Source organism: Salinimicrobium sp. TIG7-5_MAKvit (assembly GCF_049569215.1).
In the GTDB taxonomy this organism is placed as follows: domain Bacteria; phylum Bacteroidota; class Bacteroidia; order Flavobacteriales; family Flavobacteriaceae; genus Salinimicrobium; species Salinimicrobium profundisediminis.
This window is the reverse complement of the sequence record NZ_CP145903.1, coordinates 3,308,924-3,327,429: the sequence shown is the minus strand read 5'-3', so window position 1 is coordinate 3,327,429 and position 18,506 is coordinate 3,308,924. Positions and strand designations below refer to the sequence as shown.

Annotated in this window: 18 protein-coding genes; 14 read left to right on the top strand and 4 right to left on the bottom strand. The window is 40.1% G+C overall.

Going from position 1 to position 18,506, the window contains the following annotated elements; all coding sequences use genetic code 11:
* Positions 1-61: 61 nt before the first annotated feature.
* Both V5739_RS14945 and V5739_RS14940 read left to right on the top strand, forming a co-directional pair.
* On the top strand, positions 62-1,981 hold the full coding sequence (locus V5739_RS14945; protein WP_423818831.1) for a DUF294 nucleotidyltransferase-like domain-containing protein: 1,920 nt from the start codon (positions 62-64) through the stop codon (positions 1,979-1,981).
* Positions 1,974-2,636, top strand: coding sequence for a 3'-5' exonuclease (locus tag V5739_RS14940; protein ID WP_423818830.1), 663 nt, complete (start codon positions 1,974-1,976; stop codon positions 2,634-2,636). Before V5739_RS14945 ends, V5739_RS14940 begins: the two co-directional genes overlap by 8 nt.
* A gap of 48 nt (positions 2,637-2,684) precedes the next feature.
* On the opposite strand, the gene acs is transcribed toward V5739_RS14940, so the two are convergent.
* Positions 2,685-4,595 (bottom strand): acetate--CoA ligase, encoded by a 1,911-nt coding sequence (gene acs, locus V5739_RS14935; protein WP_423818829.1) that lies wholly within the window; start codon positions 4,593-4,595, stop codon positions 2,685-2,687.
* A 174-nt stretch (positions 4,596-4,769) separates the two neighbouring features.
* Between acs and V5739_RS14930 the strand changes: the two genes are divergently transcribed.
* From V5739_RS14930 to V5739_RS14910, 5 genes are all read left to right on the top strand, one after another.
* A complete protein-coding gene (locus V5739_RS14930; protein ID WP_423818828.1) occupies positions 4,770-5,705 on the top strand; it encodes a DnaJ C-terminal domain-containing protein in 936 nt (311 codons plus the stop codon).
* Positions 5,698-5,988, top strand: coding sequence for a chaperone modulator CbpM (locus tag V5739_RS14925; protein ID WP_345598456.1), 291 nt, complete (start codon positions 5,698-5,700; stop codon positions 5,986-5,988). Before V5739_RS14930 ends, V5739_RS14925 begins: the two co-directional genes overlap by 8 nt.
* Positions 5,989-6,003: 15 nt before the next feature.
* Positions 6,004-6,339: a hypothetical protein gene (locus V5739_RS14920; RefSeq protein WP_423818827.1), complete on the top strand. Its 336-nt coding sequence runs from the start codon at positions 6,004-6,006 to the stop codon at positions 6,337-6,339.
* Between the two features lie 80 nt (positions 6,340-6,419).
* Positions 6,420-6,818, top strand: coding sequence for a transposase (locus tag V5739_RS14915; RefSeq protein ID WP_423818826.1), 399 nt, complete (start codon positions 6,420-6,422; stop codon positions 6,816-6,818).
* A gap of 8 nt (positions 6,819-6,826) precedes the next feature.
* Positions 6,827-7,657, top strand: a complete 831-nt coding sequence (locus V5739_RS14910; protein ID WP_423818825.1) for an IS3 family transposase — start codon at positions 6,827-6,829, stop codon at positions 7,655-7,657.
* Between the two features lie 373 nt (positions 7,658-8,030).
* On the opposite strand, the gene V5739_RS14905 is transcribed toward V5739_RS14910, so the two are convergent.
* The gene (locus tag V5739_RS14905) at positions 8,031-8,978 is read right to left on the bottom strand and encodes a phosphoribosylaminoimidazolesuccinocarboxamide synthase (RefSeq protein WP_423818823.1); all 948 of its coding nucleotides are present in this window, start codon (positions 8,976-8,978) and stop codon (positions 8,031-8,033) included.
* Positions 8,979-9,036: 58 nt separating this feature from the next.
* Positions 9,037-9,990, bottom strand: coding sequence for a PhoH family protein (locus V5739_RS14900; protein ID WP_423818822.1), 954 nt, complete (start codon positions 9,988-9,990; stop codon positions 9,037-9,039).
* Between the two features lie 107 nt (positions 9,991-10,097).
* Between V5739_RS14900 and V5739_RS14895 the strand changes: the two genes are divergently transcribed.
* The 5 genes from V5739_RS14895 (at position 10,098) to dnaN (ending at position 15,310) form a co-directional block, all read left to right on the top strand.
* Positions 10,098-10,925 (top strand): SAM hydrolase/SAM-dependent halogenase family protein, encoded by an 828-nt coding sequence (locus V5739_RS14895; protein ID WP_423818821.1) that lies wholly within the window; start codon positions 10,098-10,100, stop codon positions 10,923-10,925.
* Positions 10,926-11,094: 169 nt separating this feature from the next.
* Entirely contained in the window at positions 11,095-11,412 is a 318-nt protein-coding gene (locus V5739_RS14890) for a putative quinol monooxygenase (RefSeq protein WP_423818820.1), read from the top strand.
* Between the two features lie 184 nt (positions 11,413-11,596).
* The gene (gene gldF, locus V5739_RS14885) at positions 11,597-12,331 is read left to right on the top strand and encodes a gliding motility-associated ABC transporter permease subunit GldF (RefSeq protein ID WP_423818819.1); all 735 of its coding nucleotides are present in this window, start codon (positions 11,597-11,599) and stop codon (positions 12,329-12,331) included.
* A 1-nt stretch (position 12,332) separates the two neighbouring features.
* Positions 12,333-14,006 (top strand): gliding motility-associated ABC transporter substrate-binding protein GldG, encoded by a 1,674-nt coding sequence (gldG, locus tag V5739_RS14880; RefSeq protein WP_423818818.1) that lies wholly within the window; start codon positions 12,333-12,335, stop codon positions 14,004-14,006.
* Between the two features lie 185 nt (positions 14,007-14,191).
* A complete protein-coding gene (dnaN, locus tag V5739_RS14875; RefSeq protein WP_423818817.1) occupies positions 14,192-15,310 on the top strand; it encodes a DNA polymerase III subunit beta in 1,119 nt (372 codons plus the stop codon).
* Positions 15,311-15,601: 291 nt separating this feature from the next.
* On the opposite strand, the gene V5739_RS14870 is transcribed toward dnaN, so the two are convergent.
* A complete protein-coding gene (locus tag V5739_RS14870) occupies positions 15,602-15,940 on the bottom strand; it encodes a DUF4870 domain-containing protein (protein ID WP_266069090.1) in 339 nt (112 codons plus the stop codon).
* A gap of 308 nt (positions 15,941-16,248) precedes the next feature.
* Between V5739_RS14870 and mnmE the strand changes: the two genes are divergently transcribed.
* Both mnmE and V5739_RS14860 read left to right on the top strand, forming a co-directional pair.
* Positions 16,249-17,652, top strand: coding sequence for a tRNA uridine-5-carboxymethylaminomethyl(34) synthesis GTPase MnmE (gene mnmE, locus V5739_RS14865; protein ID WP_423818816.1), 1,404 nt, complete (start codon positions 16,249-16,251; stop codon positions 17,650-17,652).
* Positions 17,653-18,114: 462 nt separating this feature from the next.
* Entirely contained in the window at positions 18,115-18,471 is a 357-nt protein-coding gene (locus V5739_RS14860; RefSeq protein ID WP_423818815.1) for a helix-turn-helix transcriptional regulator, read from the top strand.
* Positions 18,472-18,506 lie beyond the last annotated feature (35 nt).

The following is an 18,506-nucleotide window of genomic DNA, read 5'->3' as shown; positions in this document are numbered from 1 at the left end:
TTTCTTAAAAAAGGCTTCAGCATAGAATATTCCACATATTTCTTTTGCCTAAATTAGCTGTATGAAAAACACCATAGCAGCCAGGATAGCCGATTTTCTGAAGAATTTTCCGCCGTTTGACCTGCTTCAGCAAGAACAGCTTTACACCCTTGCCAGCGAAGTGAAAGTGGTTTATGTTGAAAAAGGAAGAAGCATTTTTAAAGCCGGAGAAGAACAGCATCAGTACTTTTACGTGGTCAATAAGGGAGCGGTTTCAGTATTAAAGCCCCAAAATGACATTTTTGAGACCATAGATAAATGTGATGAAGGCGATATTTTTGGGTTGCGGCCATTGTTTGCGAAAGAAAATTACCTGCTGGAAACCCTGGCCGTCGAAGAGTCTATATTGTATGGAATTCCTATTGATATCTTTAAACCCATTGCAGAAAATCATCCGAGGGTAAGAGAATTTTTATTGCAGAGTTTTGCTTCAAATACCCGAAACCCTTATGCTTCGGGAGACAAAGGAAAACTTCTCACCTCAACTCCCCCCGTAGTTGCAGCGCAAAATCTTTTTGAATTACAACCGGCACCCATTACCCGTAAAGTAATTACCATTTCTCCTGCCACCACTGTTCAAAAAGCAGCACAGAAAATGAAATCCAGAATGGTAGGTTCTCTTGTTGTTGTAGAAGACAATATTCCTGTGGGTATAGTTACCGATGAAAATTTTAGAGACCTTGTTGCTAACGAAATGGCTCTTGAAGCAGTTCCTGTTTCAGAAATCATGAGTTCCCCTGTGATTTGTTATTCAAAAGGCATTACTATTTCGCAGGCGCAACTCACTATGATGAAACACGGGATTGACCATATTTGTATTACTGAAGACGGCACTCCAAATTCACAGGTCATCGGGATTCTTTCTGCTCATAACATCATGCTGTCTGAAGGGAATAACCCTTCGATACTTATGAAGGCTATTCAGCGGTCCAACAGCACCAATGAACTGAAGAAGATCCGGAATAAAATTACTTTGTTGCTAAGGGGGTATCTTGAAAGTAATATTCCTCTAAACCTTATCTCAAAGATCATTTTTGAACTTAATGATGCCTCTATAAAAAGGATCGTAGAAAGATGTATTAAAAAAATGCCTGCTCCTCCCCCAGCCGAATTTGCCTGGCTGTCTTTAGGGAGCCAGGGCCGGAAAGAGCAACTGCTGCAAACCGACCAGGACAACGCCATAATTTTTGCAGATGTTGCCCCTGAACATCATGCTGCTACCAAAGCTTATTTTCTTGAATTGGCAAAAAAGGTAAATAAACGCCTGAGTATAATAGGTTATGAATATTGCCCCGTAAATACAATGGCGAAAAATGAGCAATGGTGTAAAAGTCTTTCGGAATGGAAAGAGCAGGTGGCACTATGGATCACTAACGCAGGAAATGATGAATTGCTGCTAAGTTCAATATTCTTTGATTTTGATATCTCTTACGGAAATGTAAAATTATCTAACGCACTATCTGACCACATTTTTGAATTAACCAGAAACAACAGAAGATTCACTTCTGCCCTGGCTGCAGTTACATTAAGAAATCCGCCGCCTCTTGGATTTTTTAGGCAATTCGTAGTAGAACATGATGGGGAAAACAAAGACACTTTTGATATTAAAAAGAGAGCCATAACACCCCTCACAGATGCAGGAAGGCTTTTGATCCTCTCCCACGAGGTTAAAAATTTGAGCAATACTTCCGAAAGATTTGATAAACTGGCACAACTGGAACCATCAAACAGTGAACTTTACCTCGCCTGTTCATTTGCATCTAAAGCTCTTCTGAAATTTCGAACAAAACAAGGTATTAAAGAACGTAATAACGGCAGGTTCATCAAACTCGAAGAACTAAGTAAGGAGGAAAAAATGAAGTTAAAACGGTGCTTTAGAAGCTTAAAAGAAGTGCAGGATCTTGTAAAGATTAGATTCGAAATTTCGGGATATCATGTTTAATTTTTTTAGAAAAGAAAGTCCAGATTACCCAGAATTCTGGAACGCTTACGAAGCGAAATTTCAGGAGGAACTACCTGCATTAGTTTCGCAGACAACTTTTGTTGTTTTAGATACAGAGACAACGGGCTTTGATTATAAAAACGACAGAATCCTGAGTATTGGTGCTGTGAAAGTGAAGTCTAATGAATTAGATGTTTCTCAAACTTTCGAGCATTATTTACAGCAGGAAAGATTTAATCCCGAATCGGTGAAAATTCACGGTATACTTAAGGAGGAAAAAACTGAAAGCCTTGCAGAAGAAGAAGCTATCCGCAAATTTTTAAAGTACATAGGGAATGCCGCCCTGGTTGCCCATCACGCGGTTTTTGATATTAAAATGATCAATTCAGCATTGAAAAGAAAGGGATTGCCAAAATTGAAAAATCCGGTTTTGGATACGGGATATTTGTACAGGAAGACGTTATTAAACTCCAACCTCATAGACAGGGAGAAAAATTATTCCCTAGATGAAATTGCCGAAGCTTTTATTATTGATGTTAAAGACAGGCATACCGCAATTGGCGATGCATTCATTACTGCAATAGCTTTCCTAAAGATCCTCGGAAAAATCGACAAGAAAAAGGAGATGAAATTAAAGGAACTATTAAAGCTTTAATCCTAAAAATTCATCTCCCTGTAAATTAATTATTTTTTCTACGCCAATTTAATCATGCTTAGCCTCGGCCATGATCTCATCCACAATTTCGGGGTTGAGCAGCGTTGAAGTGTCCCCAAGATTATCGGTATCATTAGAGGCGATCTTCCTTAGAATCCTCCTCATAATTTTACCGCTTCGCGTTTTTGGAAGTCCGCTAACAAACTGGATCTTTTCAGGTTTTGCAATTGGGCCCAGGGTTTGAGAAACAATATCTTTGATTTCTTTTTCCAATTCTTCCGAAGGTTCCACTTTATCGTAGAGAATAACGTAAGCATAAAGTGCATTCCCTTTAACTTCGTGTGGAAAACCTACTACCGCACTCTCTACTACGTTTTCATGTTCATCAATAGCATTTTCTATGGCAGCAGTTCCCAGGTTGTGACCAGATACAATAACGATATCATCAACCCTTCCTGTAATTCGATAGTTACCTGTGGCATCGCGATATGCCCCGTCACCTGTAAAATAATTGTTTTCAAAAGTAGAAAAATAGACTTCTTTATAACGTTGATGGTCACCGTAAATAGTACGCGCAATAGATGGCCAGGGGAACTTAATGGCCAGCCTACCTTCAACAGGTTCGGTGGTATTGGGGATCTCCTCTCCTTCATTATCCATTAGCACAGGCTGTACACCCGGCAGTGGCAGGGTGGCAAAAGTTGGCCTGGTAGGGGTGATCCCGGCAAGCGGTGAAATCATGATAGCGCCGGTTTCGGTTTGCCACCACGTATCAACCACAGGGCAATTTCCTTTCCCAACATTATCATTATACCAGTGCCAGGCTTCCTCATTAATTGGTTCGCCTACACTTCCGAGGGCTTTGAGAGAAGACAGGTCATGATTCTCTACAAAACTCAGGGGTTGTTTAGCAAGCGATCTTATTGCTGTAGGGGCAGTATAAAAATGGGTGACCTTTAATTTATCTACAATATCCCAAAACCTTCCGTAGTCAGGGTAACTGGGAATTCCTTCAAACATCACGGTAGTGGCACCCGAAGCCAGCGGACCGTAAATAATATAGGAGTGACCCGTGATCCAGCCAATATCGGCAGTACACCAGTACACATCATCTTTCTCTAGCTGAAACACGTTTTGAAAGGAGTAAGTAGTACCCACGAGATAACCTCCCACTGTATGCACCATGCCCTTAGGTTTTCCTGTTGAGCCTGAAGTATAAAGTATAAACAACATATCTTCGGCATCCATAACTTCTGGAGGGCATTCTTTTTCGGCTTTTTGAAGTTCATCAAACCAGAACTTATCCCGCCCCTCTTTCATAGGTGTTGGTTCTACTGTACGGCGATAAACAATTACTGTTTCCACCCCGGGAGTTTGCTCCAGGGCCTTATCACACATCTCCTTTAAATTCACCTTTTTGGAACCTCTGTAAACTTCATTTGCCGTGATGAGCATCTTACAATCTGAATCATTAATCCGCTTTGCAATGGCAGAGCTGGAAAATCCGGCGAACACAATAGAGTGAACAGCGCCAATACGGGCGCAGGCAAGCATAGCAATGGCCAGTTCGGGGATCATGGGCATATAAAGACAAACCCTGTCTCCTTTTTTAATGCCATTGTTCTTGAGCACATTCGCAAAATGGGAAACTTTTACAAAAAGCTGCCTATAAGTAATGTAGCGGGATTCCTCATCAGGGTCGTTAGGTTCCCAAATTATGGCAGTTTTATTTCCCAGGGTGTCCAGGTGACGGTCAAGGCAGTTTTCTGTGATATTCAACTTTCCGCCCTGAAACCATTTTACTTCTGGTTTTTTAAAATCCCATTCCAGGGTTTTATCCCACTTTTTCTGCCAGGTAAAAGTAGATGCTACTTCATCCCAAAAAGCTTCAGGATCTTTTATGCTTTTTTTGTAAGCCTTCTTATAGTCGGCAAAGGTGCGTAATTGTAGATTTTCCATTTTTTAAAATTAGGAAAAGCTTCTTCAAAAACAAATAAATTTTCAGTGGGTACTCAAAAATGACATTTTTGAGAGGTATTTTTCCGAAGGAATAAATGTTACCCACGTTCGTTATTTTTTCTGAAATATGTATCTTTAAATAAATACAGGATTTTTTAAACTTCAGAAAAACCTATGGAATTTATCGATTATTACAAGGTTTTAGAGCTGGATAAGAATGCTACTAAAAGTGATATTAAGAAGGCTTACCGAAAGCTGGCCCGAAAATACCACCCCGACCTCAACCCAAACGACACCGCTGCCCAAAAGAAATTTCAGCAGATCAATGAGGCTCACGAAGTGCTCATAGACCCCGAAAAGCGGAAAAAATACAACCAGTACGGCAAAGACTGGCAACATGCCGAAGAATTTGAAAAAGCAAAAGCCCAACAACAGTATCAGCGGCAGTCTGGTGGCGGTTTTGGCGGAAGAACCGCAGGATTTGGCGGTGCAGAGAGTTTTAGCGGCGGCGGATTTGAAGGTGGGGATTTTTCAGACTTTTTTGAATCTATGTTTGGAGGAGCTGCTGGCGGAAGACAGAGAACCACGCGTTTTAGGGGGCAGGATTACAACGCCGAACTGCAACTTAACCTCACCGATGTTTACAGAACCCACAAACAAACCCTTACCGTAAACGGAAAGAACATAAGGATCACCATTCCTGCAGGAGTGGAAAACGGGCAAACCATACGGATTAAAGGCTATGGTGGCGAAGGAATGAACGGCGGGCCCAGCGGAGATTTGCTCCTCACTTTTGCCATTAACAACAACAGCACGTTTAAACGCGAAGGGCAGCATCTTTATAAAGACGTGGAGCTGGATATTTTTACGGCTATATTGGGCGGCGAACTCATGGTGGATACTTTTGACGGAAAGGTAAAACTTACCGTAAAGCCTGAAACTCAAAATGGCACTACCGTAAAGCTGAAAGGAAAAGGCTTTCCGGTGTATAAAAAAGATGGCAAATTTGGTGATCTATTTATAACTTATACCCTAAAGATCCCAACCCATCTGAGTACGCGCGAAAAGGAACTTTTACAGGAACTGAAAAAACTGCGAAAAAATGGATGATCAATATATCTCAATCGTAGAATTTTGTCACTGCCACAAACTGGAGTATTCGTTTATACAATCGCTCACCGAACACGGCCTGATACAGACAGTGATTATTGAAGAAAATGAATACATAGAACAGGAGCAAATAAGGGAGCTGGAACGCTTGATGCGCCTGCATTATGACCTGGATATAAACCTGGAAGGCATAGAGGCTATAAATCATTTACTTGACCGGGTTTCCCACTTACAGAATGAAGTGAGGCAGCTGCAAAATCGGCTTAAATTATATGAAGACTAACCATTAAAACTACTTATGAAATTAGCACTTATTATTTTTACAGGAGTTACTTTACTATTATCTCTACAAACCTGCAATAACAGCCAGGCTAAGCAAGATCATCCCGCTTCGGCTGAAGCAAATGAGAAAACCATGGAATTGACCGGCATCATTCGGGAACAGGGAATAACCTCTTACCAATACGGCACCCATACCATTACTACTGCAGACGACAAGTTCTATGCTCTCAAAAGTGATGCAGTAGACCTGAATGATTATGTAGAGGAAAAGGTCACTTTGGTTGCTGAAAAAATTGAAGGCTACCCTCTTTCAGGAGGCCCTGATTATTTGCTGGTGCTGGAAGTGAAATGAAGTACGAAGGTAGATTTACGAAGGTAGAAATACGAATTTTGTATGTCCCTGATATAGGTTGACCACTAAAATCAACTTATATGAAAGCAAACATTCGCTCGGTAAAGAAGCACAGACATTATTCCTTAGAGTTTAAAAAACAAATTGTAGCAGACTTTGAAAGTGGAGACTATAGTGTTCCTCAGCTTGAGAAGCTACACGGTGTAAGTAATAACTCCATTTATAGCTGGATTTATAAATTTTCTACCTTTAACGAGAAAGGTTTTAGAGTTGTAGAAATGAAAGACAGTAGCGAAAAAAAGATGCAGGAAATGGCATCCCGGATCAAGGAACTTGAAGCTGCTTTAGGACGTAAACAGATCCAGGTAGAGTATTTTGAAAAAATGATCGAATTAGCCAAGACAGAGCTGGATATCGACATTAAAAAAAACTACAGCACCCCACAATCACATGGTTCAGGGAAAACAAAAAACAAATAAGTTTTTCTATGAATCAACTTTATGAAAGTGTTGGAATCAGTAAACAGGCTGTACATCAATATGCGCGAAGACAGACTTTATTTGATCGTCGCTTGATGGAGTTAATGTCTGAAGCCGATGATATTCGTAGAGACCATCCTGGTTGTGGGGTGGAGAAAATGTATTATACCTTAAAGCCTAATTTTATTGGAAGAGATCGCTTTGTTGAGACTTTTATGCAATTAGGTTATCGTCTCAAAAGGAAAAAGAACTACAGGCGTACTACCATTGCAGGTAGCATCTACTATCCCAATAAAATAAAAGGCATAGAGATCAATGCACCTTCGGTAGTATGGCAAAGCGATATTACTTACTACAGGGTAGGAGATAGATTTTATTATGCAGTCTTTATTATAGATGTTTACACTAAGAAAATAGTGGGTTATGAAGTCTCCGATCACATGAGAGGGACAGCAAACCTAAAGGCTTTAAAGATGGCTTTAAAAGATAATAAAGCTCCAAAAATCCATCACTCAGATCGTGGAAGCCAGTACACTTATAAGTCTTACACAGATCTTTTAAAATCAAATAAAACAACTATAAGTATGGCTTTAAGCGCCCAGGACAATGCCTATGCCGAAAGGATTAACAGAACAATTAAAGAAGAGTATCTGGATCATTGGAAGCCAAAAACCTTTAATCAGCTCAAGAGCCAGATAAATAAAGCAGTGAACAACTATAACAACAAAAGATCACACGATCATCTGGGGAAAAGAAATCCAGAAAAGTTCATTAATTATTGGTTAACCCTTAAAACAAAAGACCGTCCAATAATTACTATTTTTGATAATGAAAATTAATATCTAAAACCGGTCAACACTAATCAGGGAAGTTCATTTCAGTTGGCAGTGCGCAAGGTTAAGCAGGCAGTGGTAAGAAAAGTAAGACTATAATTTTTTTAGATAGTTCTGGGTGTGGCCCTATAGGTTTGAAAATATCTAAGGTGACATAATAGGCGCTTATCTGGAACACAGGTTGGGCTAAAGCCCTGTTGAACTGGATCGCATTAGTTCCCGACTCGAAAGTCGGGGCAATTTATTTTCTGAGAGACATTGTTCAAATAGCGGCTTCGAACATTTTTTTCACGCCCTACCGATCATGAAAAAAGCTCAACCTGGCAATCTGTTAAACTGACTTCTAACTTCGTATTTCTAAAATCTAACTTCTTCAATCCTAACTCCTAAGAAACTCCAGCACATTTTTCTCAATCCGCTCTTCGATCCTTGAGATGTCGGCTTTTATGAATTGTTCGCCGGTAATTTGTTCGTAAAGTTCAATATAACGTTCGGAAACTGAATTGATGTACTCCTCGCTCATCTCCGGAATTTGCTGACCTTCTTTTCCCTGGAAGCCATTCTGAATAAGCCATTGCCTCACAAATTCTTTGGAAAGTTGCTTTTGTGGTTCTCCAGATTCCAGTCTTTCCAGATAACCTTCAGCATAAAAATAGCGGGAAGAATCGGGCGTGTGGATCTCGTCGATAAGTACTATTTCTCCATCTTTTGTTTTACCAAATTCATATTTTGTATCAACCAGGATGAGCCCGTTTTTTTTTGCAAGCTCGGTTCCACGAAGAAAAAGCTGTCGGGTATAGATTTCGAGAGTGTTGTAATCTGCTTCAGAAACAATTCCTTTTTTGAGTATCTCTTCGCGCGAAATATCCATATCATGCTCGCCTGAATCTGCCTTGGTGGTGGGCGTAATAATAGGTGCGGCAAAAGCTTCATTTTCCTTCATACCTTCGGGTAAATGTACTCCGCATAGACTTCGTTTTCCGCTGGCATATTCTCTGGCAGCATGACCGGTGAGATATCCTCTTATCACCATCTCAACTTTAAAAGGCTCGCAGCTCTCCCCTACTGCCACATTAGGATCGGGTGTGGCCTGTAGCCAGTTGGGCACGATATCTTCTGTAGCTTTCATCATTTTTGTAGCGAGCTGGTTGAGGATTTGTCCTTTATAAGGAATTCCTTTTGGCATTACAACATCAAAGGCCGATAGCCTGTCGGTCACGATCATGACCAGCCGGTTATCTTCAAGGGTGTAAACATCCCGAACTTTTCCTTTATAAACTTCTTTCTGTCCCGGAAAATTAAAATTGGTAGCGGTAATAGTGTTCATTAAAATATGAGGTTATATGAAAAGATCCTGCTAGCGCAGGATCTCAAAAATGACATTTTTATTCGGCGTTTTCTATTCTTTTATAAGCAGCGATGATCTTCTTCACGAGTTTATGGCGAATAACATCCTTATCATCAAGATGAATAATTCCCACCCCATCAACATCCTGCAAGACAAGAATTGCTTCTTTAAGCCCTGAAGTCACCCTTTTTGGAAGGTCAATTTGGCCGGGATCACCCGTTACCATGAACTTTGCACTCTTTCCCATTCGGGTTAAGAACATTTTCATTTGGGCATGGGTGGTATTTTGTGCTTCATCGAGAATTACAAAAGCATGGTCTAGTGTACGGCCCCGCATAAAAGCAAGGGGAGCTATTTGTATCACTCCTTTTTCGATGTAGCTTTCCAGCTTCTCGTGTGGGATCATATCGCGCAGCGCATCATAGAGCGGCTGCATGTATGGATCGAGCTTTTCTTTAAGGTCACCGGGTAAGAAACCGAGGTTTTCTCCTGCTTCTACAGCAGGCCGGGTAAGAATGATCCTTTTTACCTGCTTTTCCTTTAGCGCTTTTACTGCCAAAGCCACCCCCGTATATGTTTTTCCAGTACCGGCGGGACCAATGGCAAAAACCATATCATTCTTCTTCATCAACTCTACCAGGCGACGCTGATTGGCTGTTTGAGCGCGAATCATCCTGCCACTCACGCCGTGAACCAGCACTTCCCCGCTTTCATTTGAAGTTTCATAGTCTTCTTTACTCTCACTGGTAAGTACCCGTTCTATGGAATTTTCATCGAGACGATTGAATTTTCCGTAGTGGTCTATAAGCATATTGAACCTCCTGTCAAATTCTTCGAGCATTTCTTCGTCACCGTAAATGCGAAGTTTATTGCCTCTTGCCACAATTTTAAGCTTTGGAAAATATTTCTTCAAAAGCTCGATATGTGAATTTTGTTCCCCAAAAAAATCTCTGGGACTAATTTCAGAAAGTTCAATGATAAGTTCGTTCAAAAGCGACCGGATTAAATTTAAAAAATGAGTTAATTATCTTTAGATTTGCATTACAAACTTAGCTAAATAAAGGCTTAAGTTAGGAAAAATATTATTAGAAATTGCCCATGGCCATAATTACCTTAACGACAGATTTTGGGGAAAAAGATCATTTTGCAGGGGCAGTTAAAGGAGCGATTTACACCGAGGTACCTTCGGCAAAGATTGTAGACATCTCCCACTCCATCGCCCCGTTTCACATTACTGAAGCCTCTTACATCATTAAAAACGCCTACAGAAGCTTTCCTGCAGGCAGTATTCATATTATTGGGGTAGACTCTGAACTTACGCCTGAAAATAAACATATTGCATTAAAACTTGACGGGCATTACTTCATTTGTGCCAACAATGGTATCCTCTCTTTAATTGCTTCGGAATATGTTCCCGAAAAGATTGTAGAGATCAATATACATGATAAGGTTCAGAGTAATTTTCCGGTTCTGGATGTATTTGTGAAAGTTGCCGGTCACCTGTCAAGAGGTGGCACCCTGGAAGTTATCGGAAAATCCATTCCCGGAATAAAGCAGCTAAAGGAAATGGAAACCCTTATCAATCCTGAAATGAACCAAATCAAAGGAAATGTAATCTACATTGACAATTACGGCAACGTGGTGACAAATATACCGAAGAAGCTTTTTGAGAAAATTGGCAAAGGCCGAAAGTTTAGTATGCGTGCCAGGACCGCTACTTTTACCGATATCTATAACACCTACAGCGAAGCCATCAATTTTGACACCGATATGATCAACCGGGAAGATGGTAAAAAACTGGCCATCTTTAATTCGGGAGGATATATTGAACTGGCGATCTACAAGAGTAATCCCAGTACGGTGGGCAGTGCCTCTACCCTCTTCGGACTCGAGTACAGGGATACGGTAACGGTGGATTTTGTTTAGCGCAAAGACGGTTTTCAGTTTTAGGTTCTCAGTTGTCCGTGTTTGTTACTGGTTAATTCCGTGTTTGTTATTGGTTAATTAGGTATAGTGAATAGTTGATTAGAATTAATCTACTCTTTTTTTACTGTTTTTCTTTGATGTAAATTTTTAAATATAAGTTGAAAATAATATGTTAATCCGGATCGTAAAAATGACTTTTGAAACTTCAGAAACTGAAGATTTTCAGGAGCTATTTAAACAGAATAAAGAAAAGATCAGAGGCTTTGAAGGCTGTGAATTTTTAGAACTCTATCGAGATAAGAACAATAAAAATATCTTTTTTACGTACAGTTACTGGCAAAATGAAGAGGCCCTGGAAAATTATCGCGGTTCTTCCCTTTTTAAAGAAGTTTGGAGCCAGACCAGGAAAATGTTTGCCGCTAAACCTGAAGCATGGAGCGTGGATAAAATGTGGACCTCAGGTTCAGTAGGCAGTACGCAATTTTAAGTAGGCAGTAGGTTTCGGGTTCAAGGTTCAAGGTTCAAGGTTCAAAGTTTAAGGTTCAAGGTTCAAGGTTCAAGGTTCAAGGTTCAAGGTTCAAGGTTCAAGGTTTAAGGTTTAAGGTTTAAAATGGATTGGAATTTGGATTTTTTACATTAAACAATATTCAATATACATTATACATTAAAAAGTGTTAGCAGTTTTAAAGAAAGAAATAAACGCATTTTTCGCCTCTCCCACAGGCTATCTGGTCATAGGGCTATTTCTCGTGGTGAACGGACTTTTTCTTTGGGTCTTTAAAGGTGAGTATAATATCCTGGACAGCGGGTTTGCCAATCTGGAGCCTTTTTTTACGCTTGCACCCTGGGTGTTTTTATTTCTCATTCCGGCAATTACCATGAAGAGTTTTTCCGAAGAAATAAAACAGGGAACATTAGAATTGCTCCTTACCAAACCTTTAACGACTGTAGAACTGGTACTGGGTAAATACCTGGGTGCTCTTGTTTTAATACTTCTTGCCATTTTACCAACGCTGCTGTACATTGTGGCTATCTGGTATTTAATGAGTCCTGGCGGAGACCTGGACAGCGGCGTCATTCTTGGTTCCTATTTTGGGCTCATCTTTCTTGGCGCCTGCTATGCCGCCCTCGGAATTTTTGCTTCAATACTTTCGCCAAATCAAATAGTATCCTTTATACTTGCCATTTTTCTTTGCTTCATCGCTTACTTTGCTTTTGAAGCCCTGGCAACCCTAAATATATTTGGCAGTGGATCGTTTGGAGTGGAAGAACTGGGTCTCAATGCACATTATGAGAGCATTAGTCGGGGGATTATTGATACCCGGGATGTCATTTATTTTTTAAGTTTCATCTTTCTTTTCCTGGCGCTCACCAGCTTTATTCTTAACAAGAAAAAACAATCCTGAAATGAAGTCTCAAAAATCGCATTTTTGGAAGGTAATTTTGTTGTTGCTCGCAATCATCGGGATTAACGTGCTTTCGTATAATTTCTTCGGAAGGTTTGATCTCACTGCTGATAAACGCTATACTTTATCTGAAGCTTCAGAAGAAATCATTTCCAAAGCCGAAGCGCCTGTAATTATCGATGTTTTTCTGGAAGGAGAATTTCCACCCGAATTCAGGAGGTTACAGGTAGAGACCAGGCAGCTGCTCGAAGAATTTGCAGCTGTAAACCCTCAAATCAAATACCGGTTTACCAATCCACTTGAGGAAGGCGGCAATGCTAATGATATTGCCACACAATTCTATGAAATGGGGATGACCCCGGCACGTATCAATGTGGTGGAGAACGGCAGGACAAGTGAAGCCATAGTATTTCCCTGGGCCATGGCCAACTTCGGAAATAAATCGGTTGCCATTCCTTTACTAAAAAACCAGTTGGGAGCAACCACCGAAGATCGTGTGGCAGCATCGGTACAACAACTGGAATATGCTTTTGCCGACGCTTTCTCAAAACTACTGGAGCCAAAGCGTAAAAAAGTGGCGGTAATGCGAGGTAACGGTGAGCTTGAAGACAGGTATATAGCCGACTTTATCAGGAAAATTCAGGAATATTATTACATAGCACCGTTTACCTTAGATTCTGTTACTGTAGATCCTCAGGGAACCCTGGCGCAGCTTAAGGAGTATGATTTGGTGATAGAAGCTAAACCCACTGAACCTTACACAGAAGCCGAAAAATTGGTGTTAGACCAATACCTCATGAACGGCGGAAAACAATTATGGCTTATAGAACATGCTGCGATGGAAACCGACAGCCTTTTCACGCCTGCAGCAACTGCCTTTGCCCTACCCCGCGACCTGAACTTAGGAGATTATTTCTTTAAGTACGGCTTAAGAATTAACCCGGCACTTGTCAAAGACCTTTACTCGGCTCCTATAGTTTTGGCTACTGGTTCGGGCAACAACGCCCAGTTCAATCCTTATCCCTGGTTTTATTTTCCGCTTTCTTCCTCTCCTTCCACTCATCCTGTGGTTAACAACCTGGAGGCAGTAAAGTTTGAATACGCCAGCCCCATCGACACCCTCAAAAATAACATTGATAAAACAGTACTCCTGGCTACTTCTCCCCGATCTTCAGTTGTGGGACTCCCAAGGGAAATAAGTTTGGAAGAGATCACGGCAAAGCCCGACCCATCAGAATTTACTTCAGGTGAATTGCCTTTAGCCGTTCTTTTTGAAGGAAATTTCAGTTCAGTTTATGACAACCGAATTTTGCCATTTGAGGTTAATAACTTCCGAAGTAAAAGTGAAGAGACAAAAATGCTGGTGATAAGCGATGGTGATGTCATTAAAAATCAGTTACAGCGAGGGGAGCCGCTTGAGTTGGGTTATGATCGTTATACAGGCACAACATATGGCAACAGGGAATTTTTACTTAATGCAGTCAATTATCTCCTGGATGACCGCGGACTCATCAACATTCGGAGTAAAGAGGTGAAAATAGCATTTCTTGACCCCGAAAAAGTGGAAGAGGAAAGAACCTTCTGGCAAATGATGAATATTGCACTCCCAATTGGCCTGCTGGCACTGTTTGCAGGATTGTTTAGGGTAATAAGGAGAAATAAATACGTAAAGTAGAAGCACTTCTTCAGGAAAGCCTTTGTTTATTAACAATTTCAGAATATAAAAAACATAAGGTGCTGAAAATGACATTTTTGAAAGGTATTTTAGAGGATTTACTGTTAATAAAAAATGACTCCTGCTTTCATGCCTTTTGAAGGATTAGGATATATTTGTATCAAGATTAACTTATTACGAAGCCAATGAAATTTATTGTATCGAGCACATATTTGCTAAAACAGCTACAAATACTGGGGGGTGTGATTAACAATAACAACACTCTGCCTATTCTGGATAACTTCCTTTTTGAATTAAATCAAGATGAACTTACCGTTTCTGCATCAGATTTGGAGACTACAATGTCTGCCAAACTTTCTGTAGAATCTGATTCTGAAGGAAAAATTGCAGTGCCTGCCCGCCTGTTACTGGAAACATTAAAGACCTTTCCGGAACAGCCGCTGACTTTTGTAGTGGAAGATAACAATACCATTGAGCTAAGTTCTAACCACGGGAAGTATGCCCTAGCTTATGCCGGCGGTGAAGAATTCCCAAAGGCTGTGAGCCTTGAAGAGCCAAGCAGTACTGCTATTGTGGGAGATATTTTAGCAACGGCCATTAGCAAAACCATTTTTGCTTCGGGAAATGATGACCTGAGACCTGTAATGAGCGGAGTATTTTTCCAGTTCACCCAGGACAGCCTTACTTTTGTAGCTACAGATGCTCATAAACTGGTAAAATATTCTCGAAATGATATTGCGGCTTCTCAAACGGCAGAATTTATTATGCCGAAAAAACCCCTGAACCTGTTAAAAGGAATTCTTTCGGGTTCAGATTCTGAAGTTATTATTGAATACAACGAGTCAAACGCACGTTTTACTTTTGAAGACACCACATTGGTTTGCCGACTAATTGACGGAAAATATCCTAATTATGAAGCGGTAATCCCAAAAGAAAACCCGAATAAACTGATCATTGACCGCGGGCAATTCCTTAGCTCAGTAAAAAGGGTCTCTATTTTCTCTAATAAAACAACACACCAGGTTCGCCTGAAGATTGCAGGGGCTGAACTAAATATTTCTGCGGAAGATGTAGATTACAGCAACAAGGCCGAGGAGCGTCTTACATGTTCTTACCAGGGAGACGATATGCAAATTGGATTTAATTCCCGTTTTCTTACCGAAATGCTCTCTAACCTGAACGCTAATGAAGTGCAGCTTGAAATGAGCCTTCCAAACCGCGCAGGAATACTTACTCCTGTAGACGGGTTGGATGATGGAGAGCAGGTAACAATGCTTGTGATGCCGGTAATGTTGAACAATTAGACCGCTGCGCTGTTAGATTTTAGATTTTAGATCGCCACCTGCGGTGGCTGTTAGATAAAAAAACACCCTCTGAATATGTCATTTTTTAGAGGGTGTTTTACTTTATACCTTTCTCTTTTTTGGAAGGAGATTCATTTTGGCCGGAGTGGGGAATACACTACGCTTGACAATACTTCAAAAACAAACCCACAGAGTGAAAAATCACCTTGCAGGTTCGTTTTATTTAATTGTGCTTCTAATTTTATTAGTGTTACCTCAAGCGGAAACTATTCTTTAAACGCCCAAGGCATATTATTTTAATATATTTATGCTCATTGGATAAGACGGAATTTCTCCATTGTTGACTTTTATTGCATTAAGTATCGGAAAAACTATTGCAATAATACCGATACCAATGAGAATGAGAATTCCAAGTCCGAACAGAAAGATGAGCGGTATAGCAATAATAGAATAGATAAAAAGGGAGATCTGGAAATTCAGGATCATTTTTCCATGGGCGTCCATCCCCAGAACCTTTTCTTTTTGCGTAAGCCAAATGACCAGCGGAACTAGAAATCCGCCAATCCCCGTTACCAGGTCCAGTAATTGACTCAGGTGCGTAAGCATTAATAACTGTCTGTCTTCTCTCATGATTGTTGCGTTTGAATATTCCATTTTTGATTTGATTGATGATTACACTTCAAATATACGATTTAATATAGTACTATGTTATAAAAGATAGTGTTTTTTTATTCTAACTTGCAGCCTCCATTCTTTCGCTATCTTAAAATTTAAGATAATAGGAAAAATAGGTTTGGAAGTAAGTTCTCTTATTCCGTGGGGCTTTCCTCTTCATAAATGTCAAAATCAGAATTGCCTGGTTAAACGACCAGATACATTCCTTATTTACAACATTTAAGTACTTCTAACTTTTAACTTCATTTCGCTACTTTTGCATCATGAAATTGAACGACAACATCGTAGCACTTGCCACTCCTTCGGGTGCCGGAGCTATAGCAGTGATAAGAGTTTCAGGGCCCGATGCAGTGAAGCTGGTAGCTCCCATTTTTAGAGCAAAAAGCAAAAAGGACCTTTTAGATCAACCTTCGCACACGCTACACCTTGGAAATATTATTGATGGAGAAAGAATTATCGACGAGGTACTGGTTTCAGTTTTTCATGGGCCAAAATCTTATACAGGAGAAAATACAATCGAGGTTTCCTGTCACGGTAGCCCCTATATACAGCAGGAGATCATTCAGTTGTTGATTAGAAGAGGCTGTCGTTCTGCCGAAGCCGGCGAATTTACCTTACGTGCCTTCCTTAACGGAAAAATGGACCTAAGCCAGGCAGAAGCTGTGGCCGACCTTATTTCTTCGGAAAATGCTGCCAGCCATCAAATGGCGATGCAGCAAATGCGCGGAGGATTTTCAAACAAAATTCAGAAACTACGACAGGAACTTCTTGATTTTGCTTCCTTAATAGAATTAGAACTGGATTTCTCTGAAGAAGATGTGGAATTTGCCAATCGCGATGAATTCAAAAAATTGGTAAGCCGCATTCAAAATGTGCTTAAAAAGCTTATCGATTCCTTTGCTGTTGGAAATGTTTTAAAAAATGGCATACCCGTAGCTATTGTAGGCGAACCAAACGTTGGGAAATCGACACTTCTAAATGCCCTTTTAAACGAGGAAAGAGCGATAGTTTCTGAAATTGCCGGTACCACGCGTGATACCATTGAAGATGAGATTTCCATTGGGGGAATTGGCTTCAGGTTTATTGACACTGCCGGAATTCGTGAAACCGAAGATGTAGTGGAAAGCATTGGGATCAAAAGAACATTTGAAAAGATAAGTCAGGCGCAGGTGGTTATTTTTCTGCTTGACGCCGAAAAGTTCAAGGTTCAAGGTTCAAGGTTCAAGGTAGAAATAGAAAAAATAAAGAATCAATTTCCGCAGAAGCCTTTAATCATTGTTGCCAATAAAATAGATCAATCATCTGAATCTGAAATCGCAGAACTTAATGTCACCCTGAGCTCTGTAGAAGGCTCTCACTATTTGCCAATTTCCGCTAAAAGTGGAACAGGCGTGGAAGAACTCCAACAAAAGCTGCTGCAATTTGTGAACACCGGCGAGCTGCGTAACAATAATACCATTGTAACCAACAGTCGACATTACAATGCCCTGCTTTCAGCCCTGGAAGAAATTAACAAGGTTCAGGATGGGCTAAACCACAATCTTTCTGACGACCTGCTGGCGATCGATATTCGGGAAGCCCTGCACTATTTTGGAGAGATCACCGGAGAGATCACCAATGATGACCTGCTTGGTAATATTTTTGCTAATTTTTGTATTGGCAAATAAACAGGAAATTTAATTTGGTATTATTTGATTACAAATCCCCATAAAACCTACTAAAACCCCTGTAATACTGGACATTTTCGTCACTTCTATCTTTTCCCATTTTCACCCATGTTAGGAATATATTTACACCTAGTTTACACCTCGTCCACAATTATGATAAACGAGGTGTAAAAATTTACACCTCATGGCATCCATTGTAATAATTTCGCCAATTAATCCATACTTTTTTATCTCTGAGTAAAGAATTTTACTCAGAGACTAATATACACATAAACCCTTGTTATTAAATAGGTTATTGTAAATAAATTCCTATTTAACAACACAATATTTAGAAAATAATTCGGCGAGATTATGTCCCTTATTTCCCCTTAATTACCCTTATTTACCCTTATTTCTTCTTATTTACCCTTATATACCCTTAAATCTCCTTATCTTTGTTTATGTAAGTTAAAAATCCAGATCATGGGCACTAATATTAGGGTAGAATCAACCTGTGATTTCTGTGGTAAAAATTTTATAGCTAAGACATTAAAAACAAGATATTGTTCACACACATGTAATAGCAGAGATTATAAGATCAAATTGAAGAATAAGAAGCTAAGAGGAGAAGTAAAAAGTCGGAAAGACAACAAGATCAGTAAGGACCTGGAAGCTCTAAAACACAAGGAGTATTTGTCGGCCCAGGATGCAGCAATCATAGTAGGCTGCTCTACAAAAACTATTTATAGACTATTGAGTGATGGAACGATAAAAGGTGTGAATCTATCAAAGCGGCTAACTAGGATTAATAAAAAATCTTTGGACAAAATTATCTCCTAGCCCTAGATAATCAAAAAGAGAGAGTTGATTGTCGT

Bases quoted from the DNA above. Each gene is read 5' to 3' on its own strand.
- V5739_RS14915 (WP_423818826.1), top strand. From the start codon at position 6,420: ATGAAAGCAAACATTCGCTCGGTAAAGAAGCACAGACATTATTCCTTA.
- V5739_RS14925 (WP_345598456.1), top strand. From the start codon at position 5,698: ATGGATGATCAATATATCTCAATCGTAGAATTTTGTCACTGCCACAAA.
- gldG (WP_423818818.1), top strand. From the start codon at position 12,333: ATGAAGTCTCAAAAATCGCATTTTTGGAAGGTAATTTTGTTGTTGCTC.
- V5739_RS14905 (WP_423818823.1), bottom strand. From the start codon at position 8,978: ATGAACACTATTACCGCTACCAATTTTAATTTTCCGGGACAGAAAGAA.
- V5739_RS14930 (WP_423818828.1), top strand. From the start codon at position 4,770: ATGGAATTTATCGATTATTACAAGGTTTTAGAGCTGGATAAGAATGCT.
- V5739_RS14920 (WP_423818827.1), top strand. From the start codon at position 6,004: ATGAAATTAGCACTTATTATTTTTACAGGAGTTACTTTACTATTATCT.
- V5739_RS14890 (WP_423818820.1), top strand. From the start codon at position 11,095: ATGTTAATCCGGATCGTAAAAATGACTTTTGAAACTTCAGAAACTGAA.
- V5739_RS14870 (WP_266069090.1), bottom strand. From the start codon at position 15,940: ATGAGAGAAGACAGACAGTTATTAATGCTTACGCACCTGAGTCAATTA.
- V5739_RS14945 (WP_423818831.1), top strand. From the start codon at position 62: ATGAAAAACACCATAGCAGCCAGGATAGCCGATTTTCTGAAGAATTTT.
- V5739_RS14910 (WP_423818825.1), top strand. From the start codon at position 6,827: ATGAATCAACTTTATGAAAGTGTTGGAATCAGTAAACAGGCTGTACAT.
- V5739_RS14895 (WP_423818821.1), top strand. From the start codon at position 10,098: ATGGCCATAATTACCTTAACGACAGATTTTGGGGAAAAAGATCATTTT.
- V5739_RS14940 (WP_423818830.1), top strand. From the start codon at position 1,974: ATGTTTAATTTTTTTAGAAAAGAAAGTCCAGATTACCCAGAATTCTGG.
- V5739_RS14860 (WP_423818815.1), top strand. From the start codon at position 18,115: ATGGGCACTAATATTAGGGTAGAATCAACCTGTGATTTCTGTGGTAAA.
- dnaN (WP_423818817.1), top strand. From the start codon at position 14,192: ATGAAATTTATTGTATCGAGCACATATTTGCTAAAACAGCTACAAATA.
- mnmE (WP_423818816.1), top strand. From the start codon at position 16,249: ATGAAATTGAACGACAACATCGTAGCACTTGCCACTCCTTCGGGTGCC.
- acs (WP_423818829.1), bottom strand. From the start codon at position 4,595: ATGGAAAATCTACAATTACGCACCTTTGCCGACTATAAGAAGGCTTAC.